Annotated in this window: 17 protein-coding genes; 11 read left to right on the top strand and 6 right to left on the bottom strand. The window is 64.1% G+C overall.

Annotation, left to right across the window (positions count from 1 at the left end; genetic code table 11):
* Positions 1-62: 62 nt before the first annotated feature.
* Together rsxB and rsxA are read right to left on the bottom strand one after the other, a co-directional pair.
* Positions 63-653: an electron transport complex subunit RsxB gene (gene rsxB / locus CKO42_RS17565; protein WP_200246845.1), complete on the bottom strand. Its 591-nt coding sequence runs from the start codon at positions 651-653 to the stop codon at positions 63-65.
* Positions 654-755: 102 nt separating this feature from the next.
* Positions 756-1,337 carry an electron transport complex subunit RsxA gene (rsxA, locus tag CKO42_RS17560; RefSeq protein WP_200246843.1) on the bottom strand — a complete coding sequence of 194 codons (582 nt, stop codon included), beginning with the start codon at positions 1,335-1,337 and terminating at the stop codon, positions 756-758.
* A 155-nt stretch (positions 1,338-1,492) separates the two neighbouring features.
* Between rsxA and CKO42_RS17555 the strand changes: the two genes are divergently transcribed.
* The 10 genes from CKO42_RS17555 to der all read left to right on the top strand — a co-directional run bounded on the left by CKO42_RS17555 (position 1,493) and on the right by der (position 11,190).
* Positions 1,493-1,690, top strand: a complete 198-nt coding sequence (locus CKO42_RS17555) for a hypothetical protein (RefSeq protein WP_200246841.1) — start codon at positions 1,493-1,495, stop codon at positions 1,688-1,690.
* A gap of 14 nt (positions 1,691-1,704) precedes the next feature.
* Positions 1,705-2,529, top strand: coding sequence for a hydroxyethylthiazole kinase (gene thiM, locus CKO42_RS17550; RefSeq protein ID WP_200246839.1), 825 nt, complete (start codon positions 1,705-1,707; stop codon positions 2,527-2,529).
* Positions 2,530-2,659: 130 nt separating this feature from the next.
* Complete coding sequence (ndk, locus tag CKO42_RS17545; RefSeq protein WP_200246837.1) at positions 2,660-3,088, top strand: nucleoside-diphosphate kinase; 429 nt, start codon at positions 2,660-2,662, stop codon at positions 3,086-3,088.
* Between the two features lie 153 nt (positions 3,089-3,241).
* Positions 3,242-4,345 (top strand): dual-specificity RNA methyltransferase RlmN, encoded by a 1,104-nt coding sequence (gene rlmN / locus CKO42_RS17540; protein ID WP_420844329.1) that lies wholly within the window; start codon positions 3,242-3,244, stop codon positions 4,343-4,345.
* 16 nt (positions 4,346-4,361) lie between these two features.
* Positions 4,362-5,129, top strand: a complete 768-nt coding sequence (gene pilW, locus CKO42_RS17535; RefSeq protein WP_200246835.1) for a type IV pilus biogenesis/stability protein PilW — start codon at positions 4,362-4,364, stop codon at positions 5,127-5,129.
* Positions 5,130-5,131: 2 nt separating this feature from the next.
* Entirely contained in the window at positions 5,132-6,442 is a 1,311-nt protein-coding gene (locus CKO42_RS17530) for a helix-turn-helix domain-containing protein (RefSeq protein ID WP_200246833.1), read from the top strand.
* A gap of 45 nt (positions 6,443-6,487) precedes the next feature.
* Positions 6,488-7,771: a histidine--tRNA ligase gene (gene hisS / locus CKO42_RS17525; protein WP_200246831.1), complete on the top strand. Its 1,284-nt coding sequence runs from the start codon at positions 6,488-6,490 to the stop codon at positions 7,769-7,771.
* A 19-nt stretch (positions 7,772-7,790) separates the two neighbouring features.
* Positions 7,791-8,432 (top strand): YfgM family protein, encoded by a 642-nt coding sequence (locus CKO42_RS17520; RefSeq protein WP_200246829.1) that lies wholly within the window; start codon positions 7,791-7,793, stop codon positions 8,430-8,432.
* Between the two features lie 11 nt (positions 8,433-8,443).
* Positions 8,444-9,790, top strand: coding sequence for an outer membrane protein assembly factor BamB (gene bamB / locus CKO42_RS17515; RefSeq protein ID WP_200246827.1), 1,347 nt, complete (start codon positions 8,444-8,446; stop codon positions 9,788-9,790).
* Positions 9,791-9,795: 5 nt separating this feature from the next.
* Positions 9,796-11,190, top strand: coding sequence for a ribosome biogenesis GTPase Der (der, locus tag CKO42_RS17510; protein WP_200246825.1), 1,395 nt, complete (start codon positions 9,796-9,798; stop codon positions 11,188-11,190).
* An 87-nt stretch (positions 11,191-11,277) separates the two neighbouring features.
* Here der and CKO42_RS17505 read toward each other — a convergent pair whose 3' ends face one another.
* The 4 genes from CKO42_RS17505 to CKO42_RS17490 all read right to left on the bottom strand — a co-directional run bounded on the left by CKO42_RS17505 (position 11,278) and on the right by CKO42_RS17490 (position 12,753).
* On the bottom strand, positions 11,278-11,571 hold the full coding sequence (locus CKO42_RS17505) for a nucleotidyltransferase domain-containing protein (protein WP_200246823.1): 294 nt from the start codon (positions 11,569-11,571) through the stop codon (positions 11,278-11,280).
* A complete protein-coding gene (locus CKO42_RS17500) occupies positions 11,568-11,963 on the bottom strand; it encodes an HI0074 family nucleotidyltransferase substrate-binding subunit (protein WP_200246821.1) in 396 nt (131 codons plus the stop codon). Before CKO42_RS17500 ends, CKO42_RS17505 begins: the two co-directional genes overlap by 4 nt.
* A gap of 155 nt (positions 11,964-12,118) precedes the next feature.
* A complete protein-coding gene (locus CKO42_RS17495; RefSeq protein WP_200246819.1) occupies positions 12,119-12,568 on the bottom strand; it encodes a hypothetical protein in 450 nt (149 codons plus the stop codon).
* Positions 12,556-12,753, bottom strand: coding sequence for a hypothetical protein (locus CKO42_RS17490; protein ID WP_200246817.1), 198 nt, complete (start codon positions 12,751-12,753; stop codon positions 12,556-12,558). The genes CKO42_RS17495 and CKO42_RS17490 overlap by 13 nt, the downstream gene beginning before the upstream one ends.
* Before the next feature lie 604 nt (positions 12,754-13,357).
* Here CKO42_RS17490 and CKO42_RS17485 point away from each other — a divergent pair.
* Positions 13,358-15,343 carry a DHH family phosphoesterase gene (locus tag CKO42_RS17485; protein ID WP_200246815.1) on the top strand — a complete coding sequence of 662 codons (1,986 nt, stop codon included), beginning with the start codon at positions 13,358-13,360 and terminating at the stop codon, positions 15,341-15,343.
* The last annotated feature ends 159 nt before the right edge of the window (positions 15,344-15,502 follow it).

The following is a 15,502-nucleotide window of genomic DNA, read 5'->3' as shown; positions in this document are numbered from 1 at the left end:
AGCTTCAGGCAGCGCGCTCTTGGACATGACTAGCGGACCTTAAGTGGCCGCCTTAAGTGGCCTCAAGCCGCCTCGCGATGCTCCGGCAGCAGCTCGGACGCTGGCGGCAGCACAACCGGCTGGCGCAGTAGCGTCGGATAGGGCCATTTCCAGGTCGAGACCGTCTCTGGCAGCGGCTCTAAATGGATACAGTCAACCGGACATGGGGCGATGCAGAGACCGCAGCCAGTGCATTCGCTGGCAATGATGCCATGCAGCTGCTTCGCAGCGCCGACGATGGCATCGACGGGGCAAGACTGCAGACACTTGGTGCAGCCGATACAGGTCTGCTCGTCGATCACAGCAACCTGCTTCGGCGTCTCTTCGATCTCACCCACCTCGACCGGCTCGCGCCCGAGCAGATCAGCGATCGCGAGCATCGTCCCCTCACCGCCCGGCGCGCAGAGATTGATCTCCGCCTCGCCGGCCGCCACAGCCTCAGCATAAGGCCGGCAGCCCGGATAACCGCACTGGCCGCACTGACTCTGCGGCAGCAGGGCGTCAACCTGATCGGCAATCGGGTCGCCCTCGACGCGGAAACGAATCGCCGAGTACCCGAGCAGCAGCCCGAAGCCAACGGCCAAGCCTGCTATCGCCGCGATTGCTATCAACATCTCAATCTTCTCCTGGGGCGGCATCCACGGGTCGCTGACCCATCCGCAGCGGCAACACTGATCGCCTCCACCCCGTTGCTTGATTACCCTGAGTCGCTCAGCTTAAACGGAAACCAGGCCGGCAAACCCCATGAAAGCCAGGGACATCAGACCCGCCGTTACCATCGCGATGGCACTGCCCTGGAATGGCTCCGGCACGTCGGCAACTGCGACCCGCTCACGCATCGCGGCAAACAGCACCAGCACCAGCGAGAAGCCGATGGCGGCGCCAAAACCGTAAAGTGCGGACTCAAGAAAGCCGCGCTCCTCCTGCAGGTTGAGCAACGCAACACCCAGTACGGCGCAGTTCGTGGTGATCAACGGCAGAAAGATACCCAGCACCTGGTAGAGCACCGGGCTGGTCTTGTGCATGACCGTCTCGGTGAACTGCACCACCACCGCAATCACGAGGATAAAGGCAATGGTGCGCAGATATTCGATGCCGAGCGGCACGAGCAGATAGGTATTGACGATCCAGGTCGTCACGGCGGCAAGGGTCAGGACGAAGGTCGTCGCAAAGCCCATGCCGATCGCGGTCTCGAGCTTCTTCGAGACCCCCATAAACGGACAGAGCCCTAAAAACTTGACCAACACGAAGTTGTTGACCAACACCGTGCTGACCAAGATCAGCGCGTACTCTGTCATTGTCCCCATCTGAACCCCAGATTCTTCAACGAACGTCAATACACTTGTGGCCAGTAGGGCCATTGCCTGCGGGCAGCTTACTGCGATTTGTGCACTGCAGCAAGATCGGCACAATCATCAGCACTGCACTTTAGCAATTGGCCCGCAGTCCAGCCTTGACGACCATCACCTCAGGCTATCGCCCACATAAAGAGTTGCCATTAGGTGTCCAGCGCCGGCGTGACGCTCGCGACGATACAGCAACTGTTTCGGAGCAAGATTCGGAGCAAGATCGCAGCATGAAAGAAAATCGACTCGCCGCCATCAAGTTCATGGCCTTTATCGGCTTCGCCATCTGGCTTTATCTTGCATAAAGGCTGACCCCGACATGATCAACCCCAGCGTCACCCTCGCCCACGTGCGCGCCAACGCCCCGCTCGTGCACAACATCACCAACTATGTTGCCATGCAGACCATGGCCAACGTGCTGCTCGCCATCGGTGCCTCACCAGCCATGGCGCATGCGCGCGAAGAGGCCGCTGAGCTCGCCAGCTTGGCGAGCGCACTGACCATCAACATCGGCACGCCATCGATCGACTGGCTCGGCGCGATGGGCGAGGCTGCGCATGCGGCCAATCGCGCGGGGACACCCTGGGTGCTCGACCCCGTCGCGGTCGGCGCCACTGCATTTCGTCGCCAAGCCGCGCGCCGGCTGGCTAATCTCAGGCCAACGGTCATCCGTGGTAACGCCTCTGAAATCATCGCACTGAACGCCGTAATTGATGATCAAAACCCCACCGCAGGAGGCGGCAAGGGGGTCGACGCCACCGACTCGATCGAACATGCCGAGGCCGCAGCACAGCAACTCGCCAGGTCGACGGGCGCCATTATCGCGGTGACCGGCCCGCGCGACCTCGTTTGCGATGGCGAGCAGATCGCAATGATCGACAACGGACATCCGTTGATGCCCCGCGTCACCGCGCTCGGCTGCGCGCTCACCGGCGTCATCGGCGCGTTCTTAGGTGCCGGAGCCGAGCCGTTCGAAGGTACTGTCAGCGCCCTCGCCTACTACGGCCTAGCCGGGCAACAGGCAGCCCAACAGGCGCAAGGACCCGGCAGCTTCGCGGTTCAATTCCTCGATGCACTGGCCGCGATGGACGAGGCGACAGTCGATCGAGAGGCGCGCATCAGCCACCGCTCGTGTAAGCATTGAGCAACGCGAGCCATAGATTTGGAGCCGCATCTCCAGTTACTATAGGGGGCTGTCACCTTCATCTGCACCGAGTGCCCGAGCCGGCTTCAACGCCGCATCCAGGCATCGGACAACCCCTTTAGGAGTTCCCATGGCCGAGCAGCTCACGCTCTCCATCATCAAACCCAATGCCGTTGCCAAGAACGCGATCGGCGCCATCTGCGGCCGCTTCGAGCAAGCCGGCCTGCAGATCGTCGCCGCCCGCATGCTACACATGAGCCTCGAGCAGGCCAGCGCTTTCTATGCCGAGCACCAGGGCAAGGGCTTCTTCGATGAGCTGGTCGGCTTCATGACCTCCGGCCCGGTCCTGGTCATGGCCCTGCAGGGTGAGGACGCCATCGCCAAGAACCGTGAGCTGATGGGCGCCACCAACCCGGCCAACGCCGCGCCTGGCACCATCCGCGCTGACTTCGCCGACTCCTTCACCGAAAACGCCGTGCACGGGTCCGATGCGCCGGAGACCGCCGAGCGCGAGATCGGCTTCTTCTTCCCAGACGGCATCTGCAAGCGCACACGCTGAGCCGCAGCCAGGCGAGCGAGCGACTTGCCGGAAGAGGCTATCGGCATCCATGCCGGCAGTCTCGGCAAGCGCGAGCCGACGCCAACCGCCTGCACCGACATCCAGCCCCGCCTAGAGCACGCCGACGATTCGACCCGCGATACGACCCGAATGATGCAAACCGAACCTCGCACCAGTCCGGACCTCCGTATCCCGCTGCTCGACCTCGACCGGCCGGGCTTCGAGGCGCTCGCGGCTGGCTGGGGCTTCAAACCCTTTCATGGTCGCAACCTCTTCCGCTGGCTGCACAAGCACGGCGTCTCAGAGCTCGACGCGATGTCTGACCTCTCCAAGGCACTGCGCGAACGCCTGGCCGCCGAGACGCGGATCGATCTTCCGCGCGTCGCGGTCGAGAAACCCTCCGCCGACGGCACCATCAAATGGCTGCTCGACCTGCACGATGGACAGCGCGTCGAGACCGTCTACATCCCGGAAGAGAGCCGCAGCACGCTCTGCGTCTCGTCGCAGGTCGGCTGCGCGCTCGACTGCCGCTTCTGCGCCACGGCACGCCAGGGCTTTAGCCGCAACCTGAGCACCGGCGAGATCATCGGCCAGGTCTGGCACGCGACCCGTGCCCTCGGCAAGCCACCGACCAACATCGTCATGATGGGCATGGGCGAGCCGCTGGCCAATTTCGATGCCGTGGTCAAGGCGATGGCGATCATGCAGGACGATTTCGCCTACATGCTGGCCAAGAGCAGGGTCACCCTCTCGACCTCCGGGATCGTGCCCAACATCTATCGTCTGGCCGAGGTCAGCGAGGTCTCGCTCGCGGTCTCACTGCATGCACCCGACAATGAACTGCGCGACCAGATTGTCCCGATCAACCGCAAATACCCGCTTGAGCAGCTCATCCCGGCCTGCAAGGCCTATTTACGTGGCGAGCCGCGCCGGCGCATCACCTGGGAATACGTGATGCTCAAGGACGTCAACGACAGCGACCGGCAGGCAAAGGCGCTGATCCGGCTGCTCGAGGGAACGCCCTCGAAGGTCAATCTGATCCCGTTCAACCCCTTCCCCAACAGCGGCTTCGAGACCAGCGACCCGGAGCGGATCGAGGCCTTTCGGCAACGGCTGAAACGCTCTGGCCTCGTCGCCACGACGCGCAAGACGCGCGGCGAAGAGATCGCAGCCGCCTGTGGCCAACTCGTTGGCCAGGTCCAGAACCGTCGACTGCCGCGTGCAGGGGCCCAGATTCCTGTCAGCATTGGTCTCTGATACAGCGCCATCCCTGATGCAACCGACAACCCGCCGCTGGTCGGCGTTCGTCCCCACCCTCAGCGCACTCGCACTCGCGCTATCACTCGCCGGATGCGCCGGCAGCGCCGAGAAGCGTAGCGATGTCCCGGAGGGCGAAAGCCCAGCAGACCTTTATGTCGACCTCGCCACCGAGTACATTCAGCGCGGTCAGCTCGACACGGCACTCGGACGCGCCCAGCAGGCGGTAGCCGCCGATCGTAAGAGCGCGCGTGCACACTACATCCTCGCCATCGTCTACGAGCGCCTGGGCGACCGGAAGCAGGCGCAACGCGAATTCGCTGAAGCGGTTGAGCGAGCCCCGAAAAACCCGGATTATCGCAATGCCTGGGGCGCCGTGCTCTGCGCTGAGGGTCAATACGACGCAGGACTGCGCGAGATACAAACCGCGCTGGCCGACCCACTCTATCAGGGACCCGAGGTGGCACTCATGAATGCCGCCGACTGCTCCCGCCGGGCCGGTCGGCGCGGCGATGTCGAGCGCTATCTGCGTCAAGCGCTGGAACGCAACCCAAACTTTGCCCCCGCACTCCTCGAATTGTCCAAGCTCGCCTACCAGCGCGGCGATTATCAGAGCGCACGATCTTTGATGACGCGTTATTCTCGCACCGGCGAGGTCTCTGCAGAGGCACTCTTGCTCGCCGCGCGGATCGAGCGTCAGCTCGGCAACGCAACGCTCGCTCGCACACTCGAGCAGGCCTTACGCAAACGCTATCCCCATTCGCCCGAGGTAATCGAACTGTGAGCATGGCCGAAGAGGCAGACGCCATCACCCCTAACGAGCCCGCCACCCGCAGCGGCGCGAGCACATCGGCAACGGACTCACCCGGTCAGCAGCTTCGGCAGGCGCGCGAGGCACGCAAGCTCGACATCTCGCAGCTTGCCACCTCGCTGCGCATCGCGCCCCAGGTGGTTGAAGCACTGGAGCAGGATGACTACAAGCAGTTGCCAAGCGCTGTCTTTGTCTCGGGCTATATCCGCAGCTATGCCAGGCTGGTCGGACTCGACCCTGAGCCGTTGAACCAGAGCTTTCGCCGCCTGCATCCCAATGTCGAGCCCCCAACGCCACATGTCGTCCGCGCAGAAAGCAGTCAAAGCGAGGAGGACGCTCCAGAAGGCGGTGGCTTAGCGGTCTATCTCATCGCAGCACTGGTTGTCCTTGCGCTGGCTGCTGGCGGTTACGGCTGGTGGGTTTCGCGCCCTGGTCCGAGTCAACCGACCAACGGACAACCCGACCTCAATGAGGAACGCCTGTCTGCGCGACCAGAAAATGGTGCAGCAACCGGTGCAGCGATCGATGACGAGCCACGCCAACAGCCGTCGCCCCTGGAACCCGAGGCCTCGACCACCCCGGCGCCAGAGAGCAGCAGTGGCTCAGCATCAACGCCGCCGCCCGCTCAGCCAGCGGCCAGCACTGCACCAGCGCAAACCGCAAGCGCCGACGTCCTGGTCAGGGGACAAGACGCGCAACAGCGGCCCTCGACCTCAGATCAGCTTGGTGAAGCGAGCCAGGAAACACCAACCGGGCCGACCGCAAGCGTGACTGACGAAACAGCACGCGATCCGTTGACCGCTGCATCAGCACGCGATACCTCCACTCGACAGCCAGCCAGCGGGTCATTACCGACGCCCGCGAGCCCAGAGGAAGAACGCCCCGCCGTGCGCCAGACCGCATCGCTAACAGTAGACAACGCTGCGGCCAATGCACCGTCGGAGGCCGAGGCTGCGACCGACAGCGCCGCCGCCGCTTCCACTTCGCAGGCCGTCGAGCTGGCCTTCACTGGCCCCTGCTGGGTCGATATCCGCGACAGCACCGGCAAGGTACTGCTGTTCGGTGAGATGAACCGGGACAGCCGCGAGACCCTCACCGGTGAGCCGCCTTACTCGCTGGTGATCGGCAACGCCGCAGCCACCCAGCTCACCGTCGCAGGCCAGCCCTTCGACTTGACCTCGGTCGCCCGTGGTAACGTGGCCCGCTTCAAGCTCGACCCGGCCGAAGTCAACCGCGAAACTACCGATGCCAGCGCTGACACCAGCGCCGACGCAGACGCCGAGTAGAGCAACCAGGTAGAACAACCAGCTAGAGCAACTAGGATAGACCTGATGGCAAGGCAGACCCCCCTGCGCGCAATCCGCGGAATGCACGATCTGCTCCCGGACGACAGCGCCCGCTGGCAGCAGCTCGAGGACCGCGCCCGCACCGTCCTCGAAGGCTACGGCTACAAGGAGATGCGCACGCCGCTGGTCGAGCAGAGCGAGCTATTCAAGCGCTCGATCGGCGAGGTCACCGACATCGTCGAGAAAGAGATGTACAGCTTCGAGGATCGCGGTGGCGACCAGCTCAGCCTGCGCCCCGAAGGCACCGCGAGCTGCGTGCGTGCCGCCATCGAACACGGCCTGCTCGATCAGCCACGCCGCATCTGGTACCGCGGCCCCATGTTCCGCCGCGAGCGCCCACAGCGCGGACGCTATCGTCAGTTCCACCAGATCGGCGTCGAGGTCTTCGGCCTCACCGGCCCTGATATTGACCTCGAGGTGATCCTGCTCACGCGCCGGCTCTGGGACGCGCTCGGCCTGACCGACCTCCGGCTCGAGATCAACAGTCTCGGCGACAGCGCCGAGCGCGCGGTCTATCGCGAACAGCTGGTGAGCTACCTGCGCCCGCACGAAGACCGCCTCGATGACGACAGCCGCCGCCGTCTGGACAGCAACCCACTGCGGGTACTGGACTCCAAGAACCCCGACCTCGCCGAGCTCATCGCCGAGGCCCCGAGCCTCACCGATGCCCTCGGCAGCGAATCACGGGAACATTTCGAGGCCCTCTGTAGCGGACTTGAGCAGGCGGGCGTCGCCTATCAGGTCAATCCACGGCTGGTGCGCGGGCTCGACTACTACAACCGCACCGTCTTCGAATGGATCACCGACGCGCTTGGCGCTCAGGGTACCGTCTGCGCCGGTGGCCGTTATGACGGACTGGTCGAGCAGCTCGGCGGCAAGGCCACGCCGGCCGTCGGCTTCGCGCTCGGGCTTGAGCGCCTGCTCGAGCTGAGTCAGACCGAGCCGCCACCGAGCGTCGACGCCTACCTCATCGCAGTCGGTGAGCAGGCCAGCGCGGCCGCCATGGCGATCGCCGAGCAGATCCGCGATGCGCTGCCCCAGCTGCGGCTGGTCTGTCACTGCGGCGGCGGCAGCTTCAAGAGCCAATTCAAGCGGGCCGATCGCAGCGGCGCCAAGGTCGCGTTGGTGCTCGGCGACGACGAGCTGGCGCAGCAGCGCATCGGCATCAAGCCGCTGCGTGTCAGCGCCGCTGAAGATCCGCACGCCAAGACCGAACAGACCAGCGTCGCTATCGACGCCCTAGCGGATCGACTCCCCGATTTTCTCTGAGCATTGACCGAGGATTCCCATGGCTGAGCTGACCACAGACGACGAAAAGGTCGAAGCGATCAAAAAATGGTGGAAGGAGAACGGTACCGCGGTGGTCGCCGGTATCGTCATCGGCCTGGTCGCGGTGTTTGGCTGGCGCGCCTGGGTCAACCATCAGGATCAGGTCGGCCAAAACGCCTCGCTCGCCTTCGAGCAACTCTTGATGACCGCAAGCAGTGGCCAGCCAGAATCAGCCGCCAAACAGGCCGAAGCCTTGGCGGATGAGCACGCCGGCACGCCTTATGCCGCCTTAGCCGATCTTGCGCTGGCCAAGGTCCACGTCGAACAGGATGACCTCGACGGTGCCGCCACGGCACTGCGCTCTGCGATCTCCAAGGCCCCGGACCCGAGTCTGGCGACGCTTGCCGCATTCCGCCTCGCGCAGGTCTTGATTGCAAGTCATGCGCTCGACGAAGCCATGGCCGTGATCGAGCAGCACGATGACGGCGGCGCCTTCAGCGCCGACTTCGCCGGTCTGCGCGGCGACATCGCACTCGCCAAGGGCGAAACCGCCGACGCGCGTGCCGCCTATGAGGCCGCACTCGCTGGCAACGCGGGCCTCTCGCGGCTGATCGAGCTTAAGCTCCAAGATCTGCCGGCCGCGCCTCACTCCGCTTCTTGAGCCGAGCCATCATGAACGCGCATCGCCCCTCTTGCATGCAACGCCGGACACTCCTGGTCAGCCTCGCTAGCGCCTTGTTGTTACAGGGTTGCGGCAGTCTCGGCTGGATCGGCCTCGGTCGCGAAAAAGACCCCAACCCGCCCACCGAGCTCGCCAAAGCCGCACCCCAAGAAGTCCAGGTGCGCACCCTGTGGACGACGCGCATTGGCAAGGGCAACGATGGCCGCGCGCTCAGTCTGCGCCCCACAGTGGCGGGCAATCGGCTCTATGCCGCGGATCACAGCGGCACCATCAGCGCGCTGAACGCGGCTGATGGACGCGTGGTTTGGGAGCGCAAGACGCGCATTCCCTTCAGCGGCGGTCCGGATGTCGATGGCGACCGGCTGGTGGTCGGCTCTTCGAACGGCGAGGTGCTACTCTTCTCGACCCGCGATGGCAGCCAGCGCTGGCGCGCCCAGCTCGGCAGCGAGGTTCTCTCCGTGCCGCGCATCATCGGTGATCTGGTCGTCGTCCACACCATCGACGACAGCGTCTATGGCCTCGACCTCAATGACGGCAGCGAGCGCTGGCGCTTCGGCTATCAGGCGCCGATCCTGACCCTACGCGGAAGCAGTAGCCCCACGGCCGGACCCGACGGGATCATCGTCGGCCTCTCCAGCGGTCGCCTGGTCTACCTCGATCCAGCCCAAGGTCTGCCGATCTGGGAGGTCGTGGTCTCGCCGCCCAGCGGCCGCAGCGAGCTCGAGCGCATCGCCGACATCGACACCGACCCCGTCGTGCTCGGCAGCCAGGTCTTGGTGGCAAGCTTCAACGGCGACCTGGCCTCCGTCGACATAAATAGCGGTGCGGTGCTCTGGCGACGCGAGCTCTCCGCACACGCCGGCTTGGCGGCCACCGCCGAGGCACTCTATATCACCGATTCCGAAGATCAGCTGTGGGCGGCCGATCCAACCGATGGCGCCGGACGCTGGCGCCAAGACGCCTTGCGCTATCGGCAGCTGACCGCACCCGTCGTGATCGGCAACGCGCTAGCGGTTGGCGACCTCGAAGGTTACGTGCATTGGGTCTCGCGCCGCGACGGCCGCTTGCTCGGGCGGGTGCGCGTGGCCAAGGCCGCAGTCGCCTCAACCCCGGTGGTCGTTGGTCAGACGCTCTATCTGCAGCTGGATAATGGAACCATTGCCGCGGTGCGCGCCACCGGCACAGGGTCAAGCACAGCCGCTCAGGCGAGCCAGTCTGAGATGGCGCCTACCCTATCGAGCATCTCATCAAACGCTCAGGTCGGATCAGGAACCGAGGCTCAGGCGTTGCCAGGAGTGGCTAGGGCGTCTTCAGCATCGTCTGGCCACCAGGGTTGACCGCCATGCTACCGGTCATCGCCTTGCTGGGTCGGCCGAACGTCGGCAAGTCGACGCTGTTCAATCGACTCACCCGAACGCGCGATGCCCTGGTCGCAGACTTCCCCGGGCTGACACGCGACCGCCAGTACGGCATCGGCCGCATCGGGCCGAGACCTTATGTGGTGGTCGACACCGGCGGCATCAGCGGCGGTGACGGCATTCAGGCGCTCAGCGAGCAGCAGGTTCGCGTGGCCATCGGTGAGGCCGATCAGCTGCTGTTCTTGGTCGATACGCGCGATGGCACCACCCCCGGCGATATCGAGATCGCCGCCGAGCTGCGACGCACCGGCAAGCCAGTGACCCTGGTCGCGAACAAGGTCGACCACTTGGATTGGAACCTGGCCGCCGCTGAGCTGCACCAGCTCGGCCTCGGCGACCCACAGCCGATCGCCGCCATCCAGGGCCGCGGCGTCTCGGCGCTGATGACGCGGGTGCTCGAAGCGCTACCGGCTGCGGAAGACGCAGAGCCCACAGAAGAGGATCAGGCCGCGATCCGGGTCGCGGTGGTCGGCCGACCGAATGCCGGCAAGTCGACCTTGATCAATCGGCTCTTGGGCGAGGAGCGCGTCGTCGTCTTCGACAGCCCCGGAACCACACGCGATAGCATCGAGATCCCATTCGCCATTGGCGAGCGGCACTATAAGCTGATCGATACCGCCGGCATGCGACGCCGCGCGCGCATCAACGAGCCGGTCGAGCACTTCAGCGTGGTCAAGACGCTGCAGGCAATCGAAGCCTGCCATGTCGCCATCCTGGTATTGGACGCCCATGCCGGAATCGGCGAGCAAGATGCGACCCTAGCCGCGCATCTCATCGACAGCGGCAGGGCGCTGGTGGTGGCGGTGAACAAGTGGGACGGCCTCACGCCCGACGCTCGCGCAGCACTGAAGTCAGCAATCGAGCGCCGACTGCCTTTCCTCGGCTTTGCCGAGCAGCACCTGATCTCAGCGCTGCATGGCAGCGGGGTCGGGCTGTTGCTGGAGGCCGCCGATCGGGCTTACGAGAGCGCGATGCGTACCCTGCCAACGCCGCTGCTGACCAGGCTGCTCGAGGATGCGGTGCAAGAACATTCACCACCCTTGGTGCATGGGCGCCGGATCAAGCTGCGCTATGCACACCAAGGCGGGCGCAACCCACCGATCATCGTCATCCACGGCAACCAGACCGAAGCCCTACCCGAGAGCTATCAGCGCTACCTGATCAAACGCCTGCGCGATGCACTCCGGTTACAAGGCACGCCGCTGCGCCTAGAGCTGAAGAGCGGCGTCAACCCCTTCGCCGGCCGCAAGAACGAGCTAACACCGCGCCAGCGCCAGAAGCGCGGACGACTGCGGGCTTTCGCCAAGCGCAAGCGATAGCGATAGCGCAACTCAACACGCCGTGCACCCATCACCCAAGGCGTTCAGCTCACCGCTTGCAGCATCCGACGATGCTGCGGTTCCTTCCTAGAACGGGCAGCCTTCGAGCAAGATCTTGTCTTTCAGTCGTTGATTCGCAAGACGGTCCCAATGCAGCAGATCGACCTTAAAGACCAGCGGCAGATCTTCAATCTGATTCCAGAGACGAGCGAATTCGGCATCGCTCATGCGTGGCGCGATCACGGCAAGATCGATGTCTGAGCCCGGCCGAGCATTCCCCTTGGCGCGCGAACCAAAGATCAGCACCTTCTCGACCTCAGGATAGCGTTCGAAAACACCGCTAAAATCGGCGCGGATACGGTCGGACAGGCCGAATGTCATCGGGTCTTCCAAGCTTCAGCCTCCCGCGCCAGGGTCTGAAATCGTACCAAGGCCGTGTCGGCGATAAAGGCATAGACCTCATTGGCCAAGCGTTCATCGTAAGTATGGCTGGTCAGATTTCGATAGCGCTGAATCTCGCTCCAAACATTCCCATCCCCGATCAGCGCCGCCTGCAGCGCCTCTCGCAACGCCTGTCTTGGGGTAAGCGCGCTGATCCCCTCCTGCTCTAGCCTCAGTTTCAGCATCTTCCAAGCCAGCTCATAGCAGAATTCGAAGCGTTGTATCGTGGCATCGCGCGTGAACTCATCGAAGGGCTGAGCCACCGCCCGCTCGAGTTGGTAGACGCCTTTGAGAAAATCCGCGATGCGTTCGTTCAGACGTTCGATGTCCATGAAGGTTTGCCTACAATGGAGGGCCGTCTACTAAGAAAGTGTCCATTAACTTCTTCCCGATTTTAAGGCCAGTGTTGAGCGATCATCGGTAAGTAGAAAATGGACAGCCACTAAGGAGTACGGCACGCGAGTCGTGAAACCATTGAGCTTGCCCGTCACCCGGACACAGGCACGGTTAAGCTATCCCCGCCGTTAGCACTGCCAGTGATTAAAGCATCAATCGCCTCAAGGGTTTGGCTAAGGATAAACTTGCGCAGCTCCGCGGTGCGCTCCGCACCGGCCTGGTCAGGATCAGTACAGACAAGCTCGCAGAGGTCATCGGTTGGGGCCTCGAAATCGCAGTGGCCAGCACCAGCGATGCGCGTCACGCGTGCCCAGCTAGTCGACGCAAAGACTGCTCTCGCATTGTCGTTTGCATTGCAGTTAGTGGACTCGCCGGCAAGGCCGATCAGCGGCTTGTCGAGATCGCGAGCAGCCTTCTCGCCGATGCCCTCGGCATCGACCAAGTCCAGGGTCACAGCGCCCAGCGCATGTGGATCGTTTCGCGCGGCGACCAATGCCGCTAAGGCACCGGCTGAAAATCCAGCATAGATCACGCGCCGCATGCCTTGCCCAGCGTTATCGCCAAGCTCAGCGTGAGGGAGCGCGGCACGATCAGAATCCGCAACAACGTCCGCATTTGCTCCTGCTCCTGCTCCTGCTCCTGCTCCTGCTCCTGCTCCTGCTCCTGCTCCTGCTCCTGCTCCTGCTCCTGCTCCTGCTCCTGCTCCTGCGCCAAGATGCTGCGCAAGCGCCATCATGTCCAGCCCGTTCTGTTGGTGGCGACCATCCCAAATCCGCATATTACAAAAGTCCAGCGTGGCGACTGGAATCCCCTCAGCCGCAATAGCTTGGGCCAGCTCCGTCATGCGTTGCTGCGAGCGTAGGAAGCCATGGCCGAGTATCACCAAAACAGACGCTTGGGCAGACGTTTGGGCAAACGCTGGTTCGGATGACACCTCCTCAGTCGGACGATAGAGCCGATACCTGAGAAGGCAGCCCGTTGTCGAGCTCAGCTCGCCCTTGATGATTCGGATAGCGCTCGTCTCGCTCGGTCCAAGCGTTTCTTGCGGCAGCGCAGGCTTGGTAGGGGCGAGCATCAAACTGGAACAGCCAGCGAGCACGAACAGGCCAGCCAGCATCAAAATGGAAGGTTGTGATCGACAGAGAAACATGATGTAAAAGTGGCTACTGAGTCCCTGCGGTGCAAGCTTCAATGCCGAAGCATCAGCGACCGCGCACGGCAACGCCATCTTGGACCTCGACGACATCGAGTCATTATTGAACAAGCGCCTCATCGTCCGGGTGGCGACGCGCTAGGTCCGTTAGGCGCTTCATGCTAGTCTCGCCAGGCCATGTCAGCTTCCAACCCGTCGCCCAATCCCACTCGGCCCAGTCCCGCTCGCAGCCGTACCCAACGCGCAGGCACAACGCCGACCTCGCCTCAAGTTCCAATCCGCCCGATCCAACGTCCGCCAGGCGCCGAACAGCCCCTGCACCGGCTCGACGAACTGCTCACGCGGCTCTACCACCATCGCGGGCTCGACGGCGGCCTAGATCATCGCCTCAGCGCCCTACATCCGGTCAACCAGCTGCTCGGCATCGATCCCGCTGCCGCCTTGCTTGCCGATCACATCCAAGCCCAGCGTCAACTGCTCATCGTCGGCGATTATGATGCCGATGGTGCGACGGGCACCGCGGTGGCCATGCTCGGCCTGCGCGCGCTCGGCGCCGGCCCGCTCGATTTTCTTGTGCCGAGCCGCTTCGCCCAAGGCTACGGCCTCAGCCCCGCTGTCGTCGATATCGCGGCCGAGCGCCGGCCCGATCTGATCATCACCGTCGACAATGGCATCGCCAGCCATGCTGGGCTTGAGCGCGCGCGCGCGCTCGGCCTGCCGGTGTTGATTACCGACCACCACCTGCCTGGTCCCGAGCTGCCCGAGGCCGCCGCCTTGGTCAACCCCAATCAGCCCGGCTGCCCCTTCCCCAGCAAGCACCTGGCCGGGGTTGGGGTCATGTTCTACCTGCTCATCGCCACCCGCGCTGAACTGCGTCGGCGTGGCTGGTTCCAGGGTCATCGCAGCGAGCCCAACCTCGCCGAGCTGCTTGATCTGGTGGCCCTTGGCACCGTCGCCGATGTCGTGACGCTCGATGCCAATAACCGCATCCTGGTGGAACAGGGTCTACGCCGCATCCGCGCCGGGCATTGCCGACCGGGTCTGCGCGCGCTGCTCGAGATCGCTGGTGTCGATCTAACGCGCACTAGCGCCCGCGATCTCGGCTTTGCCGCCGCACCGCGCCTGAATGCCGCCGGTCGTCTCGAGGACATGAGTGCCGGCATCGCCTGCCTGGTCACCGATAAGCCAATCGAGGCGATGCACCTTGCCCAGCGGCTGCAGGCCCTCAACCAAGAACGCCGCGCCCTCACCCACAGCATGGGCCTCGACGCCGAGCGCCTCATCGCCGAGATCCTCGCCGAACAGGACCTAACGCTCGCGGTCGAGACGGGCGACTCCGATGCAGCGAATGCCGATGCAAAGCATGCAAACGAAGCAAACGCCGACGCCGGGAGCGCCGATGGCGCCGGCGCTAGGCATGCTGATCGGCCCGCAGGTGAACACTCGGAGCGAGCGAGCACCACTCGCGCAGGCGGAATCCGCACAGGCGGACTCGAGGCCGGCCTCTGCCTGTTCGCCGAAGACTGGCACGAGGGCGTCGTCGGCATCCTCGCCGCGCGCGTGCGTGAGCGTTGCCAACGCCCGGTGATCGCCTTTGCTGTCGGCGGCGACGGCCTGCTCAAGGGCTCCGCGCGCTCCATCGAGGGGCTGCATCTGCGCGACTGCCTGGCCGCCGTCGATCATGCCCATCCCGGACTCATCACCCGCTTCGGCGGACATGCCATGGCCGCCGGTCTAAGTCTCCCGCGTGAAGCCCTTGAGCCGTTCAAGCAGGCCTTTGCCGACGCGGTCAGCGAGGCGCTCGGACCCGAGCCAGCAACCCCGGTGCTGCACTCCGACGGCGCCCTCGGCCCAGCGCTGCTGACCCTGCCCACTGCCGAGACCCTGCGCCTCGCCGCGCCTTGGGGAAAAGGCTTCAGCGAACCGCTGTTCGACGGCCAGTTCGAGATCAGCGCCCCGCGCCTGCTCAAAGACCGCCACCTCAAGCTCCGCGCACGGCCAGCCCAGGGCCCGCCCATCGAGGCGATCGGCTTCAACCTTGCCGACCAGCATCCGCGCGGAGCCACCCGGGCCCAGATCGCCTACCGCCTTGATGTGAACGACTACCGCGGCCTGCGCAGCCCGCAGCTGCTGATTGAGCAGCTGGTGCCGATTGCCGAATGAGTGGTGAGTGATGAGTGATGAGTGATGAGTGATGAGTGATGAGTGATGAGTGATGAGTGGTGAGTGGTGAGTGGCGAGTGGCTGGTGAAAACGTGGATGCGGGCTTGGGCTGACTTAACGCATACTCAGACGCAGCGTCTCGGGGGTACAACAAGGCAC

The sequence above is a fragment of the Lamprobacter modestohalophilus genome, from assembly GCF_016583905.1.
Classification (GTDB): domain Bacteria; phylum Pseudomonadota; class Gammaproteobacteria; order Chromatiales; family Chromatiaceae; genus Lamprobacter; species Lamprobacter modestohalophilus.
Note: the sequence above shows the minus strand (reverse complement) of the source record. Positions and strands in the feature narration are given on the sequence as shown.